The 23,218-nt window shown below is 69.8% G+C and carries 32 protein-coding genes; 28 read left to right on the top strand and 4 right to left on the bottom strand.

Annotated features, from left to right (window positions below; translation table 11 throughout):
- Positions 1-150: 150 nt before the first annotated feature.
- The 28 genes from rpsJ (at position 151) to rplQ (ending at position 16,072) form a co-directional block, all read left to right on the top strand.
- Positions 151-459, top strand: a complete 309-nt coding sequence (rpsJ, locus tag F6X51_RS19155) for a 30S ribosomal protein S10 (protein ID WP_066927377.1) — start codon at positions 151-153, stop codon at positions 457-459.
- A 49-nt stretch (positions 460-508) separates the two neighbouring features.
- Complete coding sequence (gene rplC / locus F6X51_RS19160) at positions 509-1,246, top strand: 50S ribosomal protein L3 (RefSeq protein WP_150965283.1); 738 nt, start codon at positions 509-511, stop codon at positions 1,244-1,246.
- Positions 1,246-1,866 (top strand): 50S ribosomal protein L4, encoded by a 621-nt coding sequence (rplD, locus tag F6X51_RS19165; RefSeq protein ID WP_150965284.1) that lies wholly within the window; start codon positions 1,246-1,248, stop codon positions 1,864-1,866. Before rplC ends, rplD begins: the two co-directional genes overlap by 1 nt.
- A complete protein-coding gene (locus F6X51_RS19170; RefSeq protein WP_150965285.1) occupies positions 1,863-2,159 on the top strand; it encodes a 50S ribosomal protein L23 in 297 nt (98 codons plus the stop codon). Before rplD ends, F6X51_RS19170 begins: the two co-directional genes overlap by 4 nt.
- 27 nt (positions 2,160-2,186) lie before the next feature.
- The gene (gene rplB, locus F6X51_RS19175; protein ID WP_150965286.1) at positions 2,187-3,023 is read left to right on the top strand and encodes a 50S ribosomal protein L2; all 837 of its coding nucleotides are present in this window, start codon (positions 2,187-2,189) and stop codon (positions 3,021-3,023) included.
- A 5-nt stretch (positions 3,024-3,028) separates the two neighbouring features.
- The gene (rpsS, locus tag F6X51_RS19180; RefSeq protein ID WP_150965287.1) at positions 3,029-3,307 is read left to right on the top strand and encodes a 30S ribosomal protein S19; all 279 of its coding nucleotides are present in this window, start codon (positions 3,029-3,031) and stop codon (positions 3,305-3,307) included.
- Between the two features lie 2 nt (positions 3,308-3,309).
- The gene (gene rplV / locus F6X51_RS19185) at positions 3,310-3,696 is read left to right on the top strand and encodes a 50S ribosomal protein L22 (RefSeq protein WP_109895568.1); all 387 of its coding nucleotides are present in this window, start codon (positions 3,310-3,312) and stop codon (positions 3,694-3,696) included.
- Positions 3,697-3,706: 10 nt separating this feature from the next.
- A complete protein-coding gene (rpsC, locus tag F6X51_RS19190; RefSeq protein ID WP_150965288.1) occupies positions 3,707-4,447 on the top strand; it encodes a 30S ribosomal protein S3 in 741 nt (246 codons plus the stop codon).
- 44 nt (positions 4,448-4,491) lie between these two features.
- Positions 4,492-4,905 carry a 50S ribosomal protein L16 gene (gene rplP / locus F6X51_RS19195; protein ID WP_150965289.1) on the top strand — a complete coding sequence of 138 codons (414 nt, stop codon included), beginning with the start codon at positions 4,492-4,494 and terminating at the stop codon, positions 4,903-4,905.
- An 11-nt stretch (positions 4,906-4,916) separates the two neighbouring features.
- The gene (gene rpmC, locus F6X51_RS19200) at positions 4,917-5,132 is read left to right on the top strand and encodes a 50S ribosomal protein L29 (RefSeq protein ID WP_150965290.1); all 216 of its coding nucleotides are present in this window, start codon (positions 4,917-4,919) and stop codon (positions 5,130-5,132) included.
- Between the two features lie 10 nt (positions 5,133-5,142).
- Positions 5,143-5,397: a 30S ribosomal protein S17 gene (rpsQ, locus tag F6X51_RS19205; protein ID WP_150965291.1), complete on the top strand. Its 255-nt coding sequence runs from the start codon at positions 5,143-5,145 to the stop codon at positions 5,395-5,397.
- A 248-nt stretch (positions 5,398-5,645) separates the two neighbouring features.
- A complete protein-coding gene (gene rplN, locus F6X51_RS19210) occupies positions 5,646-6,014 on the top strand; it encodes a 50S ribosomal protein L14 (protein WP_109895558.1) in 369 nt (122 codons plus the stop codon).
- Positions 6,014-6,331, top strand: coding sequence for a 50S ribosomal protein L24 (rplX, locus tag F6X51_RS19215; protein WP_150965292.1), 318 nt, complete (start codon positions 6,014-6,016; stop codon positions 6,329-6,331). Before rplN ends, rplX begins: the two co-directional genes overlap by 1 nt.
- On the top strand, positions 6,324-6,890 hold the full coding sequence (rplE, locus tag F6X51_RS19220) for a 50S ribosomal protein L5 (protein WP_150965293.1): 567 nt from the start codon (positions 6,324-6,326) through the stop codon (positions 6,888-6,890). The genes rplX and rplE overlap by 8 nt, the downstream gene beginning before the upstream one ends.
- Positions 6,891-6,928: 38 nt before the next feature.
- Complete coding sequence (gene rpsN / locus F6X51_RS19225) at positions 6,929-7,234, top strand: 30S ribosomal protein S14 (protein WP_150965294.1); 306 nt, start codon at positions 6,929-6,931, stop codon at positions 7,232-7,234.
- A 13-nt stretch (positions 7,235-7,247) separates the two neighbouring features.
- Positions 7,248-7,643 carry a 30S ribosomal protein S8 gene (gene rpsH / locus F6X51_RS19230; RefSeq protein ID WP_150965295.1) on the top strand — a complete coding sequence of 132 codons (396 nt, stop codon included), beginning with the start codon at positions 7,248-7,250 and terminating at the stop codon, positions 7,641-7,643.
- Positions 7,644-7,666: 23 nt separating this feature from the next.
- The gene (rplF, locus tag F6X51_RS19235; RefSeq protein ID WP_150965296.1) at positions 7,667-8,200 is read left to right on the top strand and encodes a 50S ribosomal protein L6; all 534 of its coding nucleotides are present in this window, start codon (positions 7,667-7,669) and stop codon (positions 8,198-8,200) included.
- A gap of 12 nt (positions 8,201-8,212) precedes the next feature.
- Entirely contained in the window at positions 8,213-8,575 is a 363-nt protein-coding gene (gene rplR, locus F6X51_RS19240) for a 50S ribosomal protein L18 (protein WP_150965297.1), read from the top strand.
- Between the two features lie 158 nt (positions 8,576-8,733).
- Positions 8,734-9,321, top strand: a complete 588-nt coding sequence (gene rpsE, locus F6X51_RS19245) for a 30S ribosomal protein S5 (RefSeq protein ID WP_150965298.1) — start codon at positions 8,734-8,736, stop codon at positions 9,319-9,321.
- 12 nt (positions 9,322-9,333) lie between these two features.
- Complete coding sequence (rpmD, locus tag F6X51_RS19250) at positions 9,334-9,525, top strand: 50S ribosomal protein L30 (protein ID WP_150965299.1); 192 nt, start codon at positions 9,334-9,336, stop codon at positions 9,523-9,525.
- A gap of 10 nt (positions 9,526-9,535) precedes the next feature.
- On the top strand, positions 9,536-10,036 hold the full coding sequence (gene rplO / locus F6X51_RS19255; RefSeq protein ID WP_150965300.1) for a 50S ribosomal protein L15: 501 nt from the start codon (positions 9,536-9,538) through the stop codon (positions 10,034-10,036).
- 136 nt (positions 10,037-10,172) lie between these two features.
- Entirely contained in the window at positions 10,173-11,519 is a 1,347-nt protein-coding gene (gene secY, locus F6X51_RS19260; protein WP_150965301.1) for a preprotein translocase subunit SecY, read from the top strand.
- A 187-nt stretch (positions 11,520-11,706) separates the two neighbouring features.
- A complete protein-coding gene (locus F6X51_RS19265) occupies positions 11,707-12,309 on the top strand; it encodes an adenylate kinase (RefSeq protein ID WP_150965302.1) in 603 nt (200 codons plus the stop codon).
- A gap of 220 nt (positions 12,310-12,529) precedes the next feature.
- Entirely contained in the window at positions 12,530-12,898 is a 369-nt protein-coding gene (gene rpsM, locus F6X51_RS19270) for a 30S ribosomal protein S13 (protein WP_150965303.1), read from the top strand.
- 176 nt (positions 12,899-13,074) lie between these two features.
- A complete protein-coding gene (rpsK, locus tag F6X51_RS19275) occupies positions 13,075-13,464 on the top strand; it encodes a 30S ribosomal protein S11 (protein WP_109895534.1) in 390 nt (129 codons plus the stop codon).
- A gap of 44 nt (positions 13,465-13,508) precedes the next feature.
- Positions 13,509-14,384: an MBL fold metallo-hydrolase gene (locus tag F6X51_RS19280; RefSeq protein ID WP_150965304.1), complete on the top strand. Its 876-nt coding sequence runs from the start codon at positions 13,509-13,511 to the stop codon at positions 14,382-14,384.
- A gap of 61 nt (positions 14,385-14,445) precedes the next feature.
- The gene (locus tag F6X51_RS19285) at positions 14,446-15,504 is read left to right on the top strand and encodes a DNA-directed RNA polymerase subunit alpha (RefSeq protein ID WP_150965305.1); all 1,059 of its coding nucleotides are present in this window, start codon (positions 14,446-14,448) and stop codon (positions 15,502-15,504) included.
- Between the two features lie 151 nt (positions 15,505-15,655).
- A complete protein-coding gene (gene rplQ, locus F6X51_RS19290; protein ID WP_150965306.1) occupies positions 15,656-16,072 on the top strand; it encodes a 50S ribosomal protein L17 in 417 nt (138 codons plus the stop codon).
- Positions 16,073-16,184: 112 nt separating this feature from the next.
- On the opposite strand, the gene F6X51_RS19295 is transcribed toward rplQ, so the two are convergent.
- From F6X51_RS19295 to F6X51_RS19310, 4 genes are read right to left on the bottom strand one after another with little or no spacing between them, the layout of a single operon-like run.
- Positions 16,185-18,053, bottom strand: coding sequence for a response regulator (locus tag F6X51_RS19295; RefSeq protein ID WP_150965378.1), 1,869 nt, complete (start codon positions 18,051-18,053; stop codon positions 16,185-16,187).
- Between the two features lie 2 nt (positions 18,054-18,055).
- Positions 18,056-19,774: a response regulator gene (locus F6X51_RS19300; RefSeq protein ID WP_150965307.1), complete on the bottom strand. Its 1,719-nt coding sequence runs from the start codon at positions 19,772-19,774 to the stop codon at positions 18,056-18,058.
- Entirely contained in the window at positions 19,771-20,835 is a 1,065-nt protein-coding gene (gene cheB / locus F6X51_RS19305; protein WP_150965379.1) for a chemotaxis-specific protein-glutamate methyltransferase CheB, read from the bottom strand. The genes F6X51_RS19300 and cheB overlap by 4 nt, the downstream gene beginning before the upstream one ends.
- Before the next feature lie 17 nt (positions 20,836-20,852).
- Positions 20,853-23,213: a hybrid sensor histidine kinase/response regulator gene (locus F6X51_RS19310; RefSeq protein WP_150965308.1), complete on the bottom strand. Its 2,361-nt coding sequence runs from the start codon at positions 23,211-23,213 to the stop codon at positions 20,853-20,855.
- Positions 23,214-23,218 lie beyond the last annotated feature (5 nt).

Raw genomic sequence — 23,218 nt, forward strand, 5'->3', positions numbered from 1 at the left:
GCGCTTCGCCATCCGCGAGGGCGGACGCACCGTCGGTGCCGGCGTCGTCGCCGCAATCAACGAGTAAGACGCTCACTCGCCATCGAGAGGGACGTTTGAGGGGCGGGCCCTCGCGCCCGCCCTTCACTTTCCGCCCAAGGTTTTCAGGTCATGAACGGTCAGAATATCCGCATCCGCCTCAAGGCGTTCGATCACCGCATCCTCGATGCGTCGACGCGTGAGATCGTCTCCACCGCGAAGCGCACCGGTGCTCAGATCCGTGGCCCGATCCCGCTTCCGACCCATATCGAGCGCTTCACCGTCAACCGCTCGCCGCACATCGACAAGAAGTCGCGCGAGCAGTTCGAGATGCGCACGCACAAGCGGGTGCTCGATATCGTCGATCCGACCCCCCAGACCGTGGACGCGCTGATGAAGCTCGACCTCGCCGCTGGCGTGGATGTGGAGATCAAGCTCTAAGCCCGCCGGGCCTAGAGCTTACCGTTTCATCGCGCGAGGGGAGACACCTATGCGCTCAGGCGTCATTGCACAGAAGGTCGGCATGACCCGCATCTTCACGGATGCAGGGGAGCACGTCCCCGTGACCGTGCTCAAGATCGATCAATGCCAGGTGGTTGCCCACCGCACCGTCGAGAAGAACGGCTACGTCGCGCTGCAGGTCGGCGTCGGCAAGGCCAAGGTCAAGAACGTTTCCGCTGCCGAGCGCGGCCGCTTCGCGGTCGCCAAGGTCGAGCCGAAGCGCAAGCTCGCCGAGTTCCGCGTGTCCGAGGACTCGCTGATCCCGGTCGGCGCCGAGATCACCGCGGACCACTTCATCCCGGGCCAGTTCGTCGACGTGACGGGCACCACCACGGGTAAGGGCTTCGCCGGCGGCATCAAGCGCTGGAACTTCGGCGGTCTGCGCGCCACCCACGGCGTGTCGGTCTCGCACCGCTCGATCGGTTCGACCGGCGGCCGCCAGGATCCGGGCAAGACCTTCAAGAACAAGAAGATGCCGGGTCACCTCGGCGTCGAGCGGGTCACGACCCAGAACCTGCGCGTCGTGCGCACCGATCCGGAGCGCGGTCTCATCCTCGTCGAGGGTGCGGTTCCGGGCGTCGCCGGCGGCTGGATCCAGATCCGCGACGCGGTGAAGCGCAAGCTCCCCGCCGATGTTCCGCTGCCGGGCAAGTTCCGTGAGAACGGCGCCATCGCCCCGGCTCCCGAGGCTCCCGCTCAAGAAGCGACTTCTGGGGAGAACGCGTGATGAAGTTCGATATCACCACGCTCGACGGCGCCGGCGCCGGCTCGGTCGAGCTCGACGAGGCCATCTTCGGCCTCGAGCCGCGCGCCGACCTGCTGCAGCGGATGGTCCGCTGGCAGCTCGCCAAGCGCCGCGCCGGCACCCACGCCGTGCAGAACCGCTCGGACGTGAACCGGACCCGCAAGAAGCTCTACAAGCAGAAGGGCACCGGCAACGCCCGCCACGGCGCCGCCTCCGCCCCGCAGTTCCGCGGCGGCGGCCGGGCCTTCGGCCCGGTGGTGCGCGACCACAGCCACGACCTTCCCAAGAAGGTCCGGGCCCTCGCGCTGCGTCATGCCCTCTCGGCCAAGGCCAAGTCCTCGACGCTCATCGTCGTCGACGACGTCAAGCTGGCGGACGGAAAGACCAAGGCGCTCGCGGAGCGTTTCGGCAAGCTCGGCCTGTCGAGCGCCCTCATCATCGGCGGTGCCGAGGTGGACGTGAACTTCGGTCGCGCCGCCCGCAACCTGCCGCAGATCGACGTCCTGCCGGTGCAGGGCATCAACGTCTACGACATCCTGCGTCGCGAGAAGCTCGTTCTCACCCGCGCGGCCGTCGATGCGCTGGAGGCGCGTTTCAAATGAGTGCCGATCCGCGCCACTACGACGTGATCGTCTCTCCGGTCATCACCGAGAAGGCGACGAACCTGACCGAGCAGAACAAGGTCGTGTTCCGCGTCGCCCCCAAGGCGACGAAGCCGCAGATCAAGGAAGCGGTCGAGAAGCTGTTTGACGTCAGGGTGACCAGCGTCAACACGCTCATCACCAAGGGCAAGAAGAAGATCTTCCGCGGGTTGCGCGGACAGCGTTCGGACGTGAAGAAAGCGATCGTGACCCTCGCTGAAGGCGACACGATCGACGTCACGACCGGGCTCTGAGAGAAGACCGGGTAAGGAACCAAGCCGATGGCCTTGAAGACATTCAAACCGGTCACGCCGAGCCTGCGCCAGCTCGTCCTCGTTGACCGCCGTGAGCTCTACAAGGGCAAGCCGGTGAAGGCGCTGACCGAGGGCAAGTCGTCCTCGGGCGGCCGCAACAACCTCGGTCGCATCACGGTCCGTTTCCGTGGCGGTGGCCACAAGCGCACCCTGCGCAACGTCGATTTCAAGCGGCGTGACCAGCTCGGCGTGACCGCGACCGTGGAGCGGATCGAGTACGATCCGAACCGCACCGCGTTCATCGCGCTGATCAACTACCCGGACGGCAAGCAGAGCTACATCCTGGCTCCGCAGCGCCTGCAACCGGGCGACAAGGTGGTGGCGGCCGAGCAGGTCGACATCAAGCCGGGCAATGCCGGTCCGATCGGCAACATGCCGGTGGGCACGATCGTGCACAATGTCGAGCTGAAGATCGGCAAGGGCGGGGCGATCGCCCGGTCCGCGGGCAACTACGCCCAGATCGTCGGCCGCGATCAGGGCTACGTGACGCTGCGCCTGAATTCCGGCGAGCAGCGCCTCGTGCACGGCCAGTGCTTCGCGAGCGTGGGGGCGGTCTCGAACCCCGACCACATGAACATCTCGCTCGGCAAGGCCGGTCGCAACCGCTGGCTCGGCAAGCGCCCGCACAACCGCGGCGTCGCGATGAACCCGGTAGACCATCCGCACGGCGGTGGCGAGGGACGCACTTCGGGCGGCCGTAACCCGGTCACCCCCTGGGGCGTGCCCACGAAGGGGAAGAAGACCCGGTCCAACAAGCGGACCGATACCTTCATCCTGTCCAGCCGCCACAACCGCAAGAAGTAAGCATCATGGCACGCTCCCTCTGGAAGGGGCCGTTCGTCGACGGCTACCTCCTCAAGAAGGCTGATACCGCGCGCGGATCCAGCCGCAACGAAGTCATCAAGATCTGGAGCCGTCGCTCCACGATCCTGCCGCAGTTCGTCGGGCTCACCTTCGGTGTGCACAACGGGCAGAAGCACATCCCGGTCTACGTTTCCGAGGAAATGGTCGGTCACAAGTTCGGCGAGTTCTCGCCGACCCGCACCTTCCACGGCCACGCGGCCGACAAGAAGGCGAAGAGGCGCTGATCATGGGTAAGCCCGCAACACCCCGCGCGCTCCCCGAGAACGAGGCCAAGGCGGTGGCGCGCATGCTGCGCGTCAGCCCCCAGAAGCTCAATCTCGTCGCGCAGCTCATCCGCGGCAAGAAGGTCGAGTCGGCCCTCGCCGACCTCGAATTCTCCCGCAAGCGCATCGCCCGCGAGGTCAAGAAGTGCCTCGAGAGCGCGATCGCGAACGCTGAGAACAACCACGACCTGGACGTCGACGATCTCGTCGTCTCCCAGGCCTTCGTCGGCAAGGCGCTCGTGCTGAAGCGTTTCCACGCCCGTGCGCGTGGCCGCGGCGCCCGCATCCTGAAGCCCTTCTCGAACCTCACCATCGTGGTTCGCGAAGTCCCGTCCGCCGAAGCGGCGTGAGGAGGATCTGATGGGCCAGAAAGTCAATCCGATCGGTCTGCGGCTCGGCATCAACCGGACCTGGGACTCCCGCTGGTTCGCCGGCAAGGGCGAATACGCCAAGCTGATGCACGAGGACGTCGCGATCCGCGCCGCCCTCATGAAGCAGCTGAAGCAGGCCGCCGTCTCGAAGATCGTCATCGAGCGTCCGCACCGGAAGTGCCGCGTCACCATCCACTCGGGCCGTCCGGGCGTGGTGATCGGCAAGAAGGGCGCGGATATCGAGAAGCTGCGCAAGCTCGTCGGCACGATGACCAAGGCCGACGTGACGATCAACATCGTCGAGGTGCGCAAGCCCGAGATCGACGCGACGCTCGTCGCCGACTCGATCGCGCAGCAGCTCGAGCGCCGCGTCGCCTTCCGTCGCGCCATGAAGCGCGCCGTGCAGTCGGCGATGCGCCTGGGCGCCGAGGGCATCCGGATCAACTGCTCGGGCCGTCTCGGCGGCGCCGAGATCGCGCATCAGGAATGGTATCGCGAGGGCCGCGTGCCCCTGCACACCCTCCGGGCCGATGTCGATTACGGCACCGCGACCGCCTTCACGACCTACGGGACGTGCGGCATCAAGGTGTGGGTGTTCAAGGGCGAGATCCTCGAGCACGACCCCATGGCGCAGGACAAGAAGGCTCAGGAAGAGGGTGGCCGTTCCGGCGGCCGTCGTGAGCGGGACGGCGATGGCGGGCGCGAGCGCGGCCGTCGCGAACACGCCTGACGCGCATCGCAGATCCGAGCCAAGGAAGGTGTTGAGAGGCTGCCATGCTGCAACCCAAGAAAACCAAGTTCCGTAAGCAGTTCAAGGGCCGCATCCACGGTGCGGCCAAGGGCGGCTTCGAGCTGAACTTCGGCCAGTTCGGCCTGAAGGCAGTGGAGCCCGAGCGCATCACCGCGCGGCAGATCGAGGCGGCCCGCCGCGCGATCACCCGCGAGATGAAGCGCCAGGGCCGCGTCTGGATCCGCGTGTTCCCGGACGTGCCGGTCTCGGCCAAGCCCACCGAAGTCCGCATGGGCTCCGGCAAGGGTGCGCCGGATTACTGGGCCGCCCGCGTCCATCCCGGACGCATCATGTTCGAGGTCGACGGCGTCGCCGAGGACATCGCCCGCGAGGCCCTGCGCCTCGGCGCCGCGAAGCTCCCCGTGCGCACCCGCGTCGTCGCCCGCATCGCAGACTGAGGAGGGAGATCATGAAGTCGTCCCAGAGACTGTCTGATCTGCAGGCCCTGTCCGCGGATCAGCTGAACGACGAGTTGCTGAACCTGAAGAAGGAGCAGTTCAACCTGCGCTTCCAAGGGGCCACCGGCCAGCTCGAGAACGTCGCCCGCGTCCGTGAGGTCCGCCGCGACATCGCCCGCGTCCGCACGCTGCAGCGTCAGAAGACGCTCCAGCCGACGCAGGCCTGAGGAGTCAATCATGCCGAAGCGCGTATTGCAGGGCGTCGTCGTCAGCGACAAGGGCGAGAAGACCATCGTGGTCAAGGTGGAGCGCCGCTTCACCCACCCGGTGATGAAGAAGACGGTCCGCCGCTCGAAGAACTATCACGCGCACGACGAGGCGAATGCCGCCAAGGTCGGGCAGACGGTGTTCATCGAGGAGTGCCGCCCCTTCTCCAAGACCAAGACCTGGAAGCTCGTCGAGGGCGCATCCGAGGTCGCCGCGAGCGCGTAAGGCGCGCTCGCCCTCGACACACACCCTTGCGCGAATCGCCGACGCGTTGTATGCGACCGGCCTTCGCGAAAGTTCAGCGGGGACGCTGGTCGTCCTCCTTCGACTGCGGTGACCGCGCCGGCGCTGTGAAGCGCCGATAGCGCGGTCTGTTACATGAGCCGGGGACATCAGATCCCCATCAGGCGTCGTCCGCCGGGCAATACCGCCCGTGTGCGGAAACCCGCCTGAAACAAGGAAAGGTCACTCCCGTGATCCAGATGCAGACGAATCTGGACGTCGCCGACAACTCGGGTGCGCGTCGCGTGATGTGCATCAAGGTGCTCGGCGGGTCGAAGCGCAAATATGCCGGCGTCGGCGACATCATCGTGGTCTCCGTCAAGGAAGCCATTCCGCGCGGCCGCGTGAAGAAGGGCGACGTCATGAAGGCGGTCGTCGTGCGCACGGCCAAGGACGTGAAGCGTCCCGACGGCTCGGTGATCCGCTTCGACAAGAACGCCGCCGTTCTGATCAACAATCAGAAGGAGCCGATCGGCACCCGCATCTTCGGGCCCGTGCCGCGCGAACTGCGCGCCCGGAACCACATGAAGATCATCTCGCTGGCTCCTGAGGTGCTGTGATGGCTGCCAAGATCAAGAAGGGCGACACGGTCGTCGTTCTCACCGGCCGCGACGCGGGTCGCTCCGGCGAGGTCATCCAGGTGCTGCCCAAGGACGACAAGGCCCTGGTGCGCGGCATCAACCTGGTCAAGCGTCACCAGAAGCAGACGCAGAGCCAGGAAGGCGGCATCATTTCCAAGGAAGCCGCCATTCACCTGTCCAACATCGCGGTGGCCGATCCCAAGGACGGCAAGGCGACGCGTGTTGGTTTCCGCATTCTCGAGGACGGCCGCAAGGTTCGGTTCGCCAAGCGCTCGGGGGATCTGATCGATGGCTGAGGCAAAGACGGACGGCTACGCGCCGCGGCTCCGCAAGCACTACGACGAGGTGGTGCGGCAGAAGCTGATCGAGGAGTTCGGCTACAAGAACCCCATGCAGGTTCCGCAGATCGAGAAGATCGTCATCAACATGGGCGTCGGCGAGTCCACTGCGGATTCGAAGAAGGCGACCGTGGCTGCGGGCGACCTCGCGCTGATCGCCGGCCAGAAGCCCGTGATCACCCGGGCCCGCAAGGCCATCGCGACCTTCAAGGTCCGCGAGGGCATGCCGATCGGCTGCAAGGTGACGCTGCGCAAGCAGCGCATGTACGAGTTCATGGACCGCCTCATCACCATCGCGCTCCCGCGCGTGCGTGACTTCCGCGGCCTGAACCCGAAGTCGTTCGACGGGCGCGGCAACTACGCGCTCGGTCTCAAGGAGCACCTCGTGTTCCCGGAGATCTCGTACGACAAGGCCGAGCAGATGTGGGGCATGGACATCGTCGTCGCCACGACCGCGAACACCGATGCCGAGGCCCGCGCGCTGCTTCAGCATTTCCAATTCCCGTTCCGGCAGTAAGAGCTCGCTCTTAGACGCGGACACTGGAGAGAGAAGACATGGCTAAGAAGAGCTCAGTCGAGAAGAACAACCACCGGAAGGATCTGGTGAAGCGGTTCGCCGAGAAGCGCAAGGCGCTGCTGGCGACCGCGAACAACGAGTCCCTCGAGATGGAGGAGCGCTTCGAGGCGCGCCTCAAGCTCGCGGAGCTTCCCCGCAACTCGTCCGCGACCCGCATCCGCAACCGCTGCGAGATCACGGGCCGTCCGCGCGCCTTCTATCGCAAGATGGGCATCTCGCGCGTCGCGCTGCGGGAGCTCGGCAACCGGGGCCTGATCCCCGGCCTCGTCAAGTCGAGCTGGTAAGGAGGCAATCACCATGGTCAACGATCCCGTGGGTGATATGCTCACCCGCATCCGCAACGGTCAGCAGCGCCGCCGCAACGTCGTCCAGACGCCCGGCTCGCGCCTGCGCGCCAGCGTCCTCGACGTCCTCAAGTCCGAGGGCTACATCCGCGACTACGCCACGACCGATCACGGCAACGGCCGGACCGAGTTCGCGATCGAGCTGAAATACTACGACGGCAAGCCCGTCATCCGCTCGATCCAGCGCGTGTCGAAGCCCGGCCGCCGGGTCTACTCGTCGGTGGGCGAGCTGCCGCGCGTCGCCGACGGTCTCGGCGTCACCATCGTGTCCACCCCGCAGGGCGTCATGGCCGACCACGAGGCGCGCGAGCGCAACGTCGGCGGTGAAGTGCTCTGCAAGGTGTTCTAACCCGGACGAGAGGAGGAGAGCTCATGTCTCGCGTAGGCAAGAAGCCCGTCGCCGTCCCGTCTGGCGTGACCGCCACGGTGACCGGTCAGACGGTTAAGATGAAGGGTTCGAAGGGCGAGCTTCAGTTCGTCGTCCCGAGCCTGGTCTCGGTCGCGCTCGAGGACGGCGCGGTCTCGGTCCAGCCGAAGGACCAGTCCAAGCAGGCGCGCTCCCTGTGGGGCACGTCCCGCGCCCAGGTGGCCAACCTCGTCGAGGGCGTTTCGAAGGGCTTCGAGAAGAAGCTCGAGATCACCGGCGTCGGCTATCGTGCCGCCATGGCCGGCAAGTCCCTCAAGCTGTCGCTCGGCTACAGCCACGACATCGAGTACGAGATCCCGGCCGGCATCACCATCGTGACGCCGAAGCCGACCGAGATCGTGGTCACCGGCATCGACCGCCAGCGCGTCGGTCAGGTCGCCGCCGAGATCCGCGACTACCGCGGTCCCGAGCCCTACAAGGGCAAGGGCGTGAAGTATGCGGGCGAGTTCATCTTCCGCAAGGAAGGCAAGAAGAAGTAAGGACCGGCCGACATGTCACGCAAATTCGATGCACTCGACCGCCGCAAGGCGCGTGTGCGCCGCGCGCTGCGGGCGGCGGCCAACGGGCGGCCCCGGCTCTCGGTGTTCCGCTCGTCCAAGCAGATCTACGTCCAGGTCATCGACGATGCCCAGGGCCGCACGCTGGCCTCGGCCTCGTCTCTGGACAAGGATCTCAAGGGCAACCTGAAGACCGGCGCCGACGTGGCGGCGGCCTCCGCCGTGGGCAAGCTCGTCGCCGAGCGCGCCAAGGCGGCCGGCGTCTCCCGGGTGATCTTCGATCGCTCGGGCTACCGCTACCACGGGCGCGTCAAGGCGCTCGCCGATGCCGCCCGCGAGGGTGGTCTCGACTTCTAAGGCCCGGATGCGCGGGAAGGCCCGGTCCCGGGTCCGGTCCCCGCGCCCGTGGCCTCCTCAGGTGATCGGCGGTGACGGGGCGGTGCGCCGCCCCCGACACGGACAAACATCAAGCGAGCGGGCCCGCCGCCCGCGTCAGTGAGACGGATTGGGAACAGATGGCACGTGAACGGGAAGGCGGGGGCCGCGGCCGCCGCGACGATCGCGAGGAGCGCGACAGCGAGTTCGTGGACAAGCTCGTCCACATCAACCGCGTCGCCAAGGTGGTGAAGGGCGGCCGTCGCTTCGGCTTCGCGGCGCTCGTCGTCGTCGGCGACCAGAAGGGCCGCGTCGGCTTCGGCCACGGCAAGGCGCGCGAGGTGCCTGAGGCGATCCGCAAGGCGACGGAAGCCGCCAAGCGCGGCCTCATCCGGATCTCGCTCCGCGAGGGCCGGACGCTGCACCACGACGTCCAGGGCCGTCACGGCGCCGGCAAGGTCATCCTGCGCGCCGCGCCCCAGGGCACCGGCATCATCGCGGGCGGCCCGATGCGCGCCGTCTTCGAGACCCTCGGCATGCAGGACGTCGTCGCGAAGTCGCTGGGGTCGTCGAACCCCTACAACCTCGTGCGCGCAACCTTCGAGGCCCTGAAGAACGAGGACAGCCCGCGCTCGGTCGCGGCGCGGCGCGGTCTCAAGGTCTCGAGCCTTCAGAGCCGCCGCCGCGACGTCGATCCGGCGGACGCCTCCGAAGCCGCAGTCGCGTAAGGGGAGGGTGGAATGGCTACCAAGACTCTCCGGGTCGAGCAGATCGGCTCGCCGATCCGCCGCGAGGCTTCCCAGCGCGCGACGCTGATCGGCCTCAAGCTCAACAAGCTGCACCGGGTCTCCGAGCTGGAGGATACCCCCTCCGTGCGCGGCATGATCCGCAAGGTGCAGCACCTCGTGCGCGTCCTCGACGGCGCGGCTTGAGGAGGGCATCATGAAACTGAACGAGATCCACGACAACGTCGGCGCGACCAAGAAGCGGATGCGCGTCGGCCGGGGCATCGGCTCCGGCAAGGGCAAGACCGCGGGACGCGGCGTGAAGGGCCAGAAGGCCCGCACCGGCGTCTCCATCAAGGGCTTCGAGGGCGGTCAGATGCCGCTGCATCGGCGCCTGCCCAAGCGCGGCTTCAACAACATCCATGCCGCCGACCTGAACGAGGTCAATCTCGGCCGGGTTCAGGCCGCGGTCGAGGCCGGCAAGCTCGACAAGAGCGCCACGGTGACGATCGACAGCCTCGTGGCCGCCGGCATCATCGCCCGTGCCCGCGACGGCGTGAAGCTCCTCGGCGTCGGCGATTTCAGCACGAAGCTCGCCTTCGAGGTGACCCGTGCGTCGAAGTCGGCGATCGCGGCGGTCGAGAAGGCCGGCGGGACCGTGAGCGTCGCCTTCGCCTCCGGTGTGTCGACCCGCGGCAAGGCCGAGGCGACCGCGTAACGCGGTTGCACCGGGTTCTCGCAGCCCTTAAGTCGAAGCGCTGAGCGGCGGCCCGTGCGACCTCGCGCGTGGCCGCCGCTTCGTTTTTCAGGGGTGCCCTCAGGCCCCGTACAATCCGTTCTCAGGAATACAGGCCATGGCCTCAGCCGCCGAGCAGCTTGCCGCCAACCTCAATTTCGGGGCAATCGCGAAGGCCGATGAGCTCAAGAAGCGCATCTGGTTCACGCTCGGCGCCCTCGTGGTGTTCCGGCTCGGCACCTACATCCCGATCCCGGGCATCGACCCCGAGCAGTTCGCGCGGAACTTCCAGCAGCAGGCCGGCGGCGTGCTCGGCCTGTTCAATATGTTCTCGGGCGGGGCCGTGGAGCGCATGGCGATCTTCGCGCTGAACATCATGCCCTACATCTCGGCCTCGATCATCATTCAGCTCCTGACCTCGGTGATCCCGAGCCTGGAGACCCTGAAGAAGGAGGGCGAGTCCGGCCGCAAGGTCATCAACCAGTACACCCGCTACCTCACGGTCCTCCTCGCCCTGGTGCAGTCCTGGGGCATCGCGGTGGGGCTGCAGAGCTCGAGCGCGGCGATCGACCCGGGTCCGTTCTTCCTGCTCTCGACGGTCATCACCCTCACGGGCGGCACCCTGTTCCTGATGTGGATCGGTGAGCAGATCACCTCGCGCGGCATCGGCAACGGCTCGTCGCTGATCATCTTCGCGGGCATCGTCGCCCACCTGCCCACCGCCATCATCGGCGCGCTGGAGCTCGGCCGGACGGGCGCCCTGTCCTCCGCGGTGATCCTCGGCGTCGGCATCGCGGCGATCGCCCTCGTGTACTTCATCGTCTTCATGGAGCGCGCCCAGCGCCGCCTCCTGATCAACTATCCCAAGCGCCAGGTCGGCAACCGCATGTACGAGGGCCAGACCTCGTTCCTGCCGCTGAAGCTCAACACCTCGGGCGTGATCCCGCCGATCTTCGCCTCCTCGCTGCTGCTGCTGCCCGCCACCGTGGCGAGCTTCTCGGCGAACCAGGGCGGCACCGGCTTCCTGGCCACGATCACGACCTATCTGGGGCACGGCCGGCCGCTCTACATGCTGCTCTACGCTGCCCTGATCATCTTCTTCGCCTTCTTCTACACGGCGGTGGTGTTCAACCCGCAGGAGACCGCCGACAACCTGAAGAAGCATGGCGGCTTCATCCCGGGCATCCGCCCCGGCGAGCGCACCGCGGCCTTCATCGACAAGGTGCTGACCCGCATCACCCTGATCGGCGCCCTCTACCTCACCTTCGTCTGCCTCGTGCCCGAGATCCTGGCCTCCTATGCCAGCGCCAGCCTGGGCTTCGGCGGCACCTCGCTCCTCATCGTCGTCTCGGTGACGATGGACACCGTGGCCCAGATCCACGGACATCTGATGGCCCACCAGTACGAGGGCCTGGTGAAGAAGGCGAAACTCCGCGGCGCCTCGACCACGCAGCGCCGCCGCTAGGCGTCGTGTTCGTGGGTGCGCGCCGCGCGCCCGCGAACATTTTTCCTCGCGCTGGACCGCATTGGCCTTTTCTCCGACTCGCCCGGACGCGCAATTCCGGTAGAACGACGTTTCGCGGGCGATGCCAGGGAGGCTTCGCCGGACGCCCTGCAAGCCCGAAAGCGGGCAATGGACGAGGATCGATGCCATGCGGATCATTCTGCTCGGACCGCCCGGCGCGGGGAAGGGGACGCAGTCCGAGCGGATCGTGGCGCGGTTCGGGATCCCGCAACTCTCCACCGGCGACATGCTGCGCGCGGCGGTGGCGGCCGGAACCCCGGTCGGCCTCCAGGCGAAATCCATCATGGAGAGCGGCGGGCTCGTGCCCGACGCGGTGGTGGTCGGCATCGTGGCCGACCGCATCGAGGAGGCCGATGCCAAGCGCGGCTTCATCCTCGACGGCTTCCCGCGCACCGTCGAGCAGGCCATCGCCCTCGACAAGATGCTCGCCGAGAAGGGCATCGCCCTGTCGGCCGTCGTCGAGTTCAAGGTGGACGAGGAAGCCCTCGTGGGCCGCATCGCCAGGCGCGCGGAGGAGACCGCCGCGCGCGGCCAGCCGGTCCGCAAGGACGACACCCCCGAGGTGTTCAAGACGCGCCTCGAGGCCTACCGGCGGCAGACCGCGCCGCTCTCCGCCTACTACGCCAAGACCGGCATGCTCCAGGCGATCGACGGCATGAAGCCGATCGACACGGTGACCGAGGAGGTCATGTCGGCGCTCGAGGCCCATGTCGAGAAGGCGACCTCCTGAGCGCCGCGGCGCGTTGACAAAGGGCGAGTTGACAAAGGGACTGGCCCGCGCTAGCAGGCCCGTCTTCGTCCAGACGCGATTGGGTCCGGGGCGCCTCGACAGGGGCGGTCGCGGGCCGACTTGTCGTTCGGACGGCGTGCAGGGGCCGGCCTCCACCGGACGCACGTGAACCGAGACACCGGCGCGGGCTGAGAGCCCGAGCGCCACATGGAGCAAGACCTTGGCCCGTATCGCAGGCGTCAACATCCCGACGAACAAGCGCGTCGTCATCGCGCTCCAGTACATCCACGGCATCGGCTCGAAGAAGGCCGAGGAGATCACCGAGAAGGTCGGCATCCCGGCCGAGCGCCGCGTGAACCAGCTCACCGACGCCGAGGTGCTCCAGATCCGCGAGACCATCGACCGCGACTACATCGTCGAGGGCGACCTGCGCCGCGAGGTCTCGATGAACATCAAGCGCCTGATGGATCTCGGCTGCTACCGGGGCCTGCGCCACCGCCGCAACCTGCCGGTCCGCGGCCAGCGCACCCACACCAACGCCCGCACCCGCAAGGGCAAGTCGAAGCCGATCGCCGGCAAGAAGAAGTAATTTCCGGCTTCCGGAGAGCCGGGCTCGCCCCGTCCCTCCCACGGCCCCGCGCCGGGCGCCCCTCCGACGGGACCCGGCCCGAACCTGGCGGCGATCCGAGGATGCGCCGCCGAGATCCTGGAAGAATCCCGAGCGCCTGGTGTTACGGGCGTGCTTGAAGGAAGTGAGCGAGACATATGGCCAAGGAACCGACCCGCGTCCGCCGGCGCGAACGCAAGAACATCGTCTCGGGCGTCGCGCACGTGAACGCCTCGTTCAACAACACGATGATCACCATCACGGACGCGCAGGGCAACACGATCTCCTGGTCGTCGGCCGGCGCGATGGGCTTCAAGGGCTCGCGCAAGTCGACCCCCTACGCCGCCCAGGTCGCGGCCGAGGATGCGGCCCGCAAGGCCTCCGAGCACGGCATGCGCACCCTCGAGGTCGAGGTCTCGGGCCCGGGTTCGGGCCGCGAGTCGGCGCTCCGCGCGCTCCAGGCCGCGGGCTTCACCGTGACCTCGATCCGCGACGTCACCTCGATCCCGCACAACGGCTGCCGCCCGCGCAAGCGTCGCCGCGTCTGAGCGGAGACGCGCGGCGGACGGAGCGGCAACAGACGGAGGACTGCGTGGCAGACGGTTCGAAGGCACTTCCGGGGGCCCTGCGTTGGAACCTGGGCGATCTCACGATCACCGTTCTCAACGACGGGTACCTGCCGGAAACCCTCGACGTCGTCACAGGGATCTCGAAGGCGGAGGCCGGCACGCTTCAGGCGGCCGGCTTTCGTGCTGAGGCTCCCCGCCTCACCCTGAACGCCTTCCTGATCACGGGTCCGGGCCGCGCGCCGGTCCTGATCGATACCGGGATGGGCGGGTTCGGGGGCGACACCCTCGGCCGCGTGCCGGCGGCCCTCGCGCTGACGGGCACGCGGCCGGAGGAGATCGGGACGGTTCTGCTGAGCCATCTCCATCCCGACCACGCGGGCGGCCTGCTCTCGCGGGAGGGCCAGGCGGCCTACCCGAACGCCGAGGTCGTCCTGCACGCGGACGAGGCGGCACACTGGCTCGGCGACGCGGCCCTGGCGCGGGCGCCCGCCGAGGCGAAGCCCTATTTCGAGGGCGCGCAGAAGGCGCTGGCGCCCTACGGCGACCGGATGCGCACGATCACCGGAGGCGAGGTGGCTCCCGGGGTGACCGCGGTGCCGCTGCCGGGCCACACGCCCGGGCATACGGGGTTCCGCATCGTCTCGGGGGGCGAGACCCTGATGATGTGGACCGACGTGGTGCACCTGCCGGCGATCCAGTTCAGGCAACCGGAGGCCGGCGTGGTCTTCGATGTCGACGGCGAGCAGGCGCGGGCGACGCGCAAGCGCGTCCTCGACGAGGTCGCGAGCGAGCGCAGCTTCATCGCGGGCTCGCATCTCGAATTTCCGGCGCTCGGCTACGTCGTGCGCGAGGGAGCCGGATACCGCTTCGTGCCCGAACTCTGGGTCGCGGCACAGTAACGAATCATTCGGAGGCCGAACCGCGCGTGGGGGCGCGGCGGGGCGGCATCCGGCGCGGGCCATGAGTGCGGACCGCGCCCGTATTGCGAGAGGTAGGACCGTGGTCATTCAGAAGAACTGGCAAGAGCTCATCAAGCCGAACAAGCTGCAGGTCTCGACCGGCGACGACCCGAAGCGCGTCGCCACGGTCGTGGCCGAGCCGCTCGAGCGCGGCTTCGGCACGACGCTGGGCAACTCGCTCCGCCGCGTGCTCCTCTCCTCGCTGCAGGGCGCGGCCGTGACGTCGGTCCAGATCGACGGCGTGCTGCACGAGTTCTCCTCGATCCCGGGCGTGCGCGAGGACGTCACCGACATCGTCCTCAACATCAAGACCATCGCGATCCGCTCGCAGACGGACCAGCCGAAGCGCATGACCCTGCGCAAGACCGGCCCGGGCACCGTCACGGCGGGCGATATCGGGGCGGTCGGCGACATCCAGATCCTGAACCCGGACCTCGTGATCTGCACCCTCGACGACGGCGCCGAGATCCGGATGGAGTTCACGGTCGCCACCGGCAAGGGCTACGTCCCGGCCGAGCGCAACCGGCCCGAGGACGCGCCGATCGGCCTGATCCCGGTCGACGCCCTGTTCTCGCCCGTCACCAAGGTCAGCTACCGCATCGAGACCACCCGCGAGGGCCAGGATCTCGACAAGGACAAGCTGACGATGACGATCGAGACCAACGGCGCGGTCACGCCGGAGGATGCGCTGGCCTACGCCGCCCGCATCATCCAGGACCAGCTGCAGGTCTTCGTGAACTTCGAGGAGCCCCGCAAGGAGGAGGCCGCGCCGCTCGCGCCGCAGCTGCCCTTCAACCCGGCCCTCCTCAAGAAGGTCGACGAGCTGGAGCTGTCGGTCCGCTCGGCGAACTGCCTGAAGAACGACAACATCGTGTATATCGGCGACCTCATCCAGAAGTCCGAGGGCGAGATGCTGCGGACCCCGAACTTCGGCCGCAAGTCGCTCAACGAGATCAAGGAAGTGCTGGCCGGCATGGGCCTGCATCTCGGCATGGACGTTCCCGGCTGGCCGCCGGAGAACATCGAGGATCTCGCCAAGCGCTTCGAGGAGCATTACTGAGGCGCTCGGCCCCGCGACCCCGCTCTCCGAGAGCCGGGGTCGCGTCGGGAGAATCCCGCCGCGGGGTCAAGCGGATCGAGAGAGAAGCCCCGCTCCCGGGGCGCATGGCCGTACCGTGGCACGGCGGCCATCAGAATGAAGGAAAGCCATCATGCGTCACGGTTTCCGCGGTCGTCGCTTCAACCGCACCACCGAGCACCGCAAGGCGATGTTCGCCAACATGTCCGCCGCGCTGATCAAGCACGAGCAGATCATCACCACCCTGCCGAAGGCCAAGGACCTGCGTCCGGTCGTCGAGAAGCTGATCACGCTGGGCAAGACCGACAGCATCCACGCGCGTCGCCTGGCCATGTCGCAGATCCGCGACGAGGCGATGGTCAAGAAGCTCTTCGCCGTGCTCGGCCCGCGCTACAACGCCCGTCCGGGCGGCTATTGCCGCATCATGAAGGCCGGCTTCCGCTACGGCGACAACGCCCCGATGGCGGTCATCGAGTTCGTGGACCGCGACGTCGATGCCCGCGGCAAGGATTCCGGCCCGGTCCAGGGCGGCGAGGCCGAAGCGGCCTGATCGGTCGAAGCCCGACAGTTTCGAACGGATGCGAGAGGCGGCCCCCCGGGGCCGCCTCTTTCGCGTTCAGGGCCTCGCGTCGGCCGAGAGCGGGCGGGAAAAACCCCGGCCGTCAGGGGGTGCGGGCGGTGTCGAGGAGCGCCGAGACCCGCGCGGCGAGCTCGCCCGAGCCGAAGGGCTTCGTCAGCACGGGCACGTCGTCGGGGATTTGCATCGCGTCCGCGTGGCCCGTCAGGATCAGGACGGGCAGGTTCGGCCAGCGGCGGCGCAGGGTGGCGGCGAGCTCGACCCCCGACATGCCCGGCATGGCAAGGTCGGCGACCACGAGATCGAAGCTCCGGCGCTCGAGGAGCGCCAGCGCGGCGGCCCCGTCCCCGGCCTCGGTCTCGCTGTATCCGAAACCGCTCAGGAAGGACGCGGTGACGTGCCGGACCTCGGCATCGTCGTCGACCACCAGGATGCTGGCGGGACGCGCCGCGACGGGGGCCGCGCGGGTCGTCTCGGCCGCCGCATCCGCCGCACCCTCCGAGCGGGGGAGCAGCAGCTCGACCCGGGTTCCCTCGCCGACCGTGCTCTCGAGGCGCAGGCGCCCCTTCGATTGCTGCGCCAGGCCGAACACCATGGCGAGGCCGAGCCCCGTGCCCTGGCCGACCGCCTTGGTGGTGAAGAAGGGCTCGCAGACCCGCTGCAGGATCTCCGGCGGGATGCCGGTCCCCGCATCTGCGATGGCGACCCGGACATACTCGCCGGGGCTCAGCTCCGCATCCTCGGCGGCGACGCGGTCGAGGGCGGTGGTGATCGTGATGACGCCGCCCTCGGGGCTCGCGTCGCGGGCGTTGATGCAGAGGTTCAGGATCGCGAGTTCGAGCTGGTCGGGATCGACATGGACCGGCGGCAGGTCGGGGGCGAGGTCCGTCGTCACGCTCACGAGGCCGCCGAGGCTGCGGCCGAACAGGTCGCCCATCCCCTCGATCAGGGCGTTCACGTCGGTGGAGCGGGCCTGGAGGTCGTGCGAGCGGCTGAAGCTGAGCAGGCGCTTCGTCAGCGAGGCGCCGCGCTGGGCCGCCCCGGTGGCGTTCTCGATCAGGCGCTGCACCCGGGGCTGGTCCTCCACCTTCGGGCCGACGAGCTCCAGGCTGCCGAGGATCGCCGTCAGGAGGTTGTTGAAGTCGTGCGCGATGCCGCCCGCCAGGGTGCCGAGCGCCTGCATCTTGTCGGACTGGCGAAGCCGGGCCTCGAGGCTGCGCTGCTCGGTGACGTCGCGCTCGATGGTGGCGAGATGGGCGATCTCGCCGGAGGGCGCGCGGATCGGCACGCGTACCACGTGGCTCCAGCGCTCCGCCCCGAACGGCCCGTCCGACACGAGGGCATCGCTCGCCGCGCCCGAGCGGATCGCCGCCGCGTCGGCCTCGGCGGCGGCGCCGGCCCGCGCCCCGAGGAGGTCCGCCTCGCTGCGGCCGAGGCAGGCCTCGATGTCCTGCCCCAGAAGCAGCGCCTTCCGGGCGTTGAGGCGGATGAAGCACCCCTGCGCATCCTTGAACGAGATCGCGTCGGCGGAATGGTCGAGGAGGCCGAGGAGCAGGGCGCGCTCCGTGGCGAGGTCGCGCCCGAGCCGGTGGCGCTCGAAGGCGTTGCGCACGGTACTGCGCAGGAGGACCGCGTCCCAGGGCTTCGTGACGTAGCCCGTGATGCCGCCGCGGTTCAGCGCCGCGATGACGGCGGTGATGTCGGCATAGCCCGTCAGCAGGATCGCCTGCGCCTCGTGGAAGGCGCGGGCCTCCGCCAGCAGGACGTCCCCGGTCATGCCGGGCATGCGCTGGTCCGAGATGACGACCGCGACGTCCGGGTCGGCGGCCAGGATCGCGAGGGCCTCGGACGGCTTCGTGGTGGTGACGACCTGGTACTCGTCCTCGAACAGGTCCTCGAGGGCGATCAGGATATCCGGCTCGTCGTCGACGGCCAGGATCGTGCCTTTGGTCATGCTCAAGCGGCCTGCCGCGGAATGCCGATCACGAAGCAGGCTCCACCTCCTGGTGCCGACTCGACGGTGAGCGAGCCGCTATGCGCCTGAACGACGCTGTACGCAATCGCGAGCCCGAGGCCCGTGCCGGAGCCGACGGGCTTCGTGGTGAAGAACGGCTCGAAGATCTTCTCGCGCAGGGTCTCGGGGATCCCCGGCCCCGTGTCGCTGATCCGGATCAGGTCGATGTCGTCGGTGCTCTGGGTCGCCACCCGGATCGTGCCGCCCTCCGGCATGGCGTCGGCGGCGTTCCCCAGGATGTTCATCACGACCTGATTCAGGAGGGCGGGGGTGCAATGCACCTCCGGCCGCCCCACGAAGTCGCGCTCGACCGCGATGCGGGTGCCGAGCTTGTGCTGGATCAGGGCCAGCACCGTCTCGATTGCCTCCGGCACGTTGACGAAGGAGCGCTCGCCCTCGTCGAGGCGGGAGAACTTGCGCAGGTTGAGGACGAGGTCCTGGATCCGGGTGAGGCCCATCCGCATGGAGCCGACCCGGTCCCGCGCCTTGGCGAGCGCGCGCGTCGCGCCGGCATCCTCGGCGGGGGCGGCGATGTCCCCGAGGAGGCGCTCGACCGTGCCCTGGTGGGCCAGGATGAAGGCGAGAGGGTTGTTGATCTCGTGGGCGATGCCGGCCACGAGCTCGCCCAGCGACGCCATCTTGGCCGCCTGGACGAGCTTGGCCTGGGCGTCCGTGAGCTTGCGGTTGGCATCCGCCAGGTCGCGGTTCGCCCGCTCCAGGGCGCCGGCGAGCCGGGCGCGGGCCTCCGCCGCCTCGGTCTCGGCCCGGGCGCTCTCGAGGGCGCGCTCCCGGTCGCCGAACTCCCCGGCGATGCGGCGGTTGTCCTCCTCGAGGAGACGGCGGCGGACGAGGCCGCGCACCCGCATCACCAGAACCTCGGCATCCGCCTTCGAGACCACGTCGTCGGCGCCCGCCGCGAAGGCGTCGACGAGAAAGTCCTTGGCGGGCGCGCTCCCGGCGATCCCGACGATCTGGAAGGTCCCGCCGGCCTCCGCGCCGGCCCGGCGCTGGTGGATCGCGCCGCAGAGCGCGAGCCCGTCATAGGCCGGGCCGAGCAGGTCGACCGTGACGCAATCGAACCCGGCCCCCGGCGCGTCGAGGGCGCCGAGGGCGGCCTCGTGCCCGTCGGCGGCGGTCACCGCGTGCCCCTCCTGGGAGAGGAGACTGGCCAGGAAGGTGCGGTAGGTGGCGCTGCCATCCACCACCAGCACCCGGCCGCGCCGGAAGGCGGCGCCCCCCGGCCCCTCGGCGGGGGGGCTGCCCTTGCGCTCGCGCAGGAGGGCGCGGATGCGCAGGATCAGGAGGTCGCGGTCGGCGGACTTGGCGACGTAGGCGTCGGCGCCGCTCTCCAGGCCCTGGCGCTCGCCGTCGCGGGCGCCGGTGAGCATCAGGAGGGGCAGGGCGCGGGTGCGCAGGGACAGGCGCAATTGCCGGGTGAACTCGTCGCCGTTCATGCCCGGCAGGTGGTAATCGGCCACCACGAGGTCGGGCAGGTGCAGGTTGAGGTGGTCGAGGGCCGATTCCGCCGTCGGGCAGCGCTCGACCGCGAAGCCCTGTGCCTCGAGGAACAGGCGCAGCTCAAGGGCCTGCGTCTCCGAATCCTCCACGAGGAGGAGCCGGGGCGCCGCGGACCCGGCCGGTCCCTCGGGGACCGCGCTCACGGGGCCGGCTCCGTGCCGGTCCCGCGCAGGAGCTGGACGGCGATGCGGTCGAGGGGCAGGACGCTGCGGGCGGCGGCGAGGCGCACCGCGGCGGCCGGCATGCCGTAGACCACCGCGGTGCTCTCGTGCTCGGCGATGGTGGCCGCGCCCGCCTTGCGCATGTCGAGGAGGCCGAGCGCCCCGTCCTCGCCCATGCCGGTGAGGAGGACCCCGATGCCCCGGGCCCCCGCCTGCCGGGCGACCGAGCGGAACAGCACGGTGGCGGCGGGGCGCTGGCCGCCGACCGGCAGGGAATCGAGGATGCGCAGGATGCCGTTCTGGCCGAGCTCGAGGTGCCGGTCGCCCGGCGCCACGTAGACCCGGCCCCCCTCGGCCCGCTCGCCGTCCCGGGCGATCCCGACGGGCAGGGGCACGACGCCGTTCAGCCAGGAGGCGAAGCCCTCCATGAAGGCGGCCCCCATGTGCTGCACCACGAGGACCGGCAGGGAGAAGCTCTCGGGCAGGCCACCGATGACGCGGGCGAGGGCGGGCGGGCCCCCGGTCGAGGCCGCGAGGGCGAGCACCGTCGGCCGGTCGGAGGGCGGGGGCGCCGCCACGGGCACCGCCACCGGCGCCGGGGCGGCGCTCGTCACGCGCCCCGCCCACTCGGTCCCGATCGGACGGCGGCGGATCACCGGGACCTGCGCCATGATGCGCAGCTGCGTGCAGATCTCCCCCGCGACCGCGTCGTAGCCCGCATGGGTCGTGGCCACCGGCTTCTCGACCACCGAGAGGGCGCCGGCCCGCAGGGCGTTCATCGAGATGCGCAGGGAGGAATCCTCCACCGCGTCCGCCACCACCACGATCGGGGTCGGCTGCTCGGACATGATCCGCCGGGTCGTCTCCAGCCCGTCGATGCCGGGCAGGCGGATATCCATGGAGATCACGTCGGGCCGGCTCGTCGCCAGGGCTTGCAGCGCCTCCTCGCCGGAGGCGACCGCCGCCACCAGTTCGAGGCGCGGGTCGCGCCCGACGATGTGCATCAGGAGGTGGCGCACGACGAGGCTGTCCTCGACCAGCATGACGCGGACGCGCGCCGTCACAGGAGCTGCCCGATCGTGTCGAGCAGCTGGCGCTGGTCGAACTTCTGCTTGGTCAGGTAGGCGTCGGCGCCGAGGTCGAGCCCGCGGGCCACGTCCTCGGCATCGCCGCGGGAGGTCATCAGGATGACGGGCAGGCGCGCGAAGGCGTCCTCGGCCCGCAGCGCCTTGAGCAGGCCGAACCCGTCGAGGCGCGGCATCTCCACGTCGGCCACGACCAGATCGACGGTCTCGATCGCGGCGCGCAGGCGATCGAGGGCGTCCTGGCCGTCGACGCAGACGACCACCCGGTAGCCGGCCGCTTCCAAGATGCTCTTCTCCAACGTCCGCGTGGTGATGGAATCATCGACGACAAGAATCGTCGAACGTCGCGTTCCCGGCATCGTTCCGCCCGCGTCCCCGCGGGGCTCGGACGCACCCGCGGCGGCCCCACCGGGCGGCCCGCCGGCGGATCTGGTCTCGCCGACGCGATCGACAACCCCCTGGGGGTCGAGAACCAGGGCCGGCACGTCCCCCGGCAGGATCACGGTGCCGGAGAACAGCCGCGCGTCGGCGCCGATCGGCGGGGCGGGCAGCACCAGCAGGGTGCGCACGTCGACGAGGCGGTCGACCGCGAGGACGAAGCGCTCGCCCGCCTCGCGCAGCAGCAGGGCGGTGAGGTGGGTCGTCTCGGACGCGGCGTCCCGCGCGGGCAGCCCGACGAGATCCGCCAGGGGGATCACCGGCAGGTTCAGCTCCGCCCCGCCCGGACCCTCGATCCGGGCCACGGCCCGGCCCATGGCGCGGCCGAGCGCCGCCCGGTCGAGGCGCAGCAGGCGCTCGACGCCCGATCCCGGCAGCCCGAAGGTGGCGCCCCCCGCCTCGACCAGGAGCACGCTGCGGCGCGAGGCGGAGAGCGGCAGGCTCATGGTCAGGGCGGTGCCCCAGGGCGCGCGGGGCTCCAGCCGCACGCTGCCCCGGAGCGCCCGGACCGCGTCGGCCACCACCGAGAGGCCGAAGCCGCGCCCCGACAGGGTGTCGACCGAGGCGGCGGTGGAGAAGCCGGGCTCGAAGACGAGGCCGAGCAGAGTGTCGGGATCGGCGGCATCCCCCGGCGCCAGGAGGCCGCGGGCGCGGGCGGTGGCCTCGATCGCCGGGAGGTTCGGGCCCCGGCCGTCGTCCGAGACCGCGATGAGGAGGCGCCCGCCCCGCACGGCGACCTCGAAGGCGATCGTCAGCGCCGCCGGCTTGCCGGCCCGGCGCCGCGCCTCCGGGGCCTCGGCCCCGTGGCTGAGCGCGTTGCGCAGGGCGTGCAGCACCGGGTCCTTGAGGATCTGGAGCATGCCCCGGTCCACCGGCAGGTCGAGGCCGCGCACGCTCACCTCGATCTCGCGGTCCTGCTCGCGGGCGGTCTCGCGCAGGGAGCGGGCGAAGCCGCCGAACACCGTCTCGGCGGGGACGAGGGCGAGGCGCTCCGCCTGGGTCCGGATCCGGGCGGCGGCGCCCTCGACGGCGCTCGCCACGCCGGTCTGCCGCCGGGCCAGGTCCAGGGTCTCGCGGCCGAGCACCGCCAGGGCCGCCTCCAGGGCGCGCAGATCGGCCCGGACGGCCGCGAGGGCGGCCGTCCCGGCCTCGCTCCCCTGCTCGTGCAGCACCCGCGCGAGGGTCGCGAGGGCCCCGCGCTCGCGGGTGGCCTCGGCCCGGCGGCGCAGCTCCGCGGCGTTCCGGCCGAGCCGGGACAGGCCGTCGGCCACCAGCCCCTCGCCCCCGAGGGTGCTGGTCAGCTCGTGCGTCGCCCGCGTCAGGGCCTCGACCGCGTCGGCCGGCACCCGCAGCAGCGCGAGGGCCGGATCGACCGCCGGCTCGGACTGCGACGACGTCTGTTCGGGCTGCGCCGAACTCGCCTCAAGCTGCGCCGGCTCGGGCTCGGGCCGCGCCAATCTCGGTTCGGGCCGCGCCGATGGCGGTCCGGGCTCTGCCGGCGCCGTCTCGGGCTCCGCCGGGGGGCCGGCGGCGAGGCGCCCGTCGAGTGCCGCGAGGGCGTCCCCGGGCATTGCGGGCGCGGCGGTGGTCTTGAGGTCGGCGACGTAGGCCTCGATCCGGTCGAGGGCGAGATGCGTCGCGCGGGTGGCCTCGCGGTCGAGGCGCGTGGCGCCCGCCACGATCCGCTCGAACAGGGTCTCGAGGCGGTGCGCCACGGCCTCGACCGGGGGCAGGTCGACGGCGCGCGCCGCCCCCTTCAGGCTGTGGGCCCGGCGGAAGATGTCGTTCCAGTCCGGCGGGCGTCCCTCCGCGCCGCCGGCCAGCGCCGCCCGGATCGCGTCGATATGCTCGCGATGCTCGACCTCGAAGGCCGCGAGGAGCTGCTGGCGGATATCCATCGCGG

Origin of the sequence: Methylobacterium planeticum (assembly GCF_008806345.1) — a bacterium.
Taxonomy (GTDB): domain Bacteria; phylum Pseudomonadota; class Alphaproteobacteria; order Rhizobiales; family Beijerinckiaceae; genus Methylobacterium; species Methylobacterium planeticum.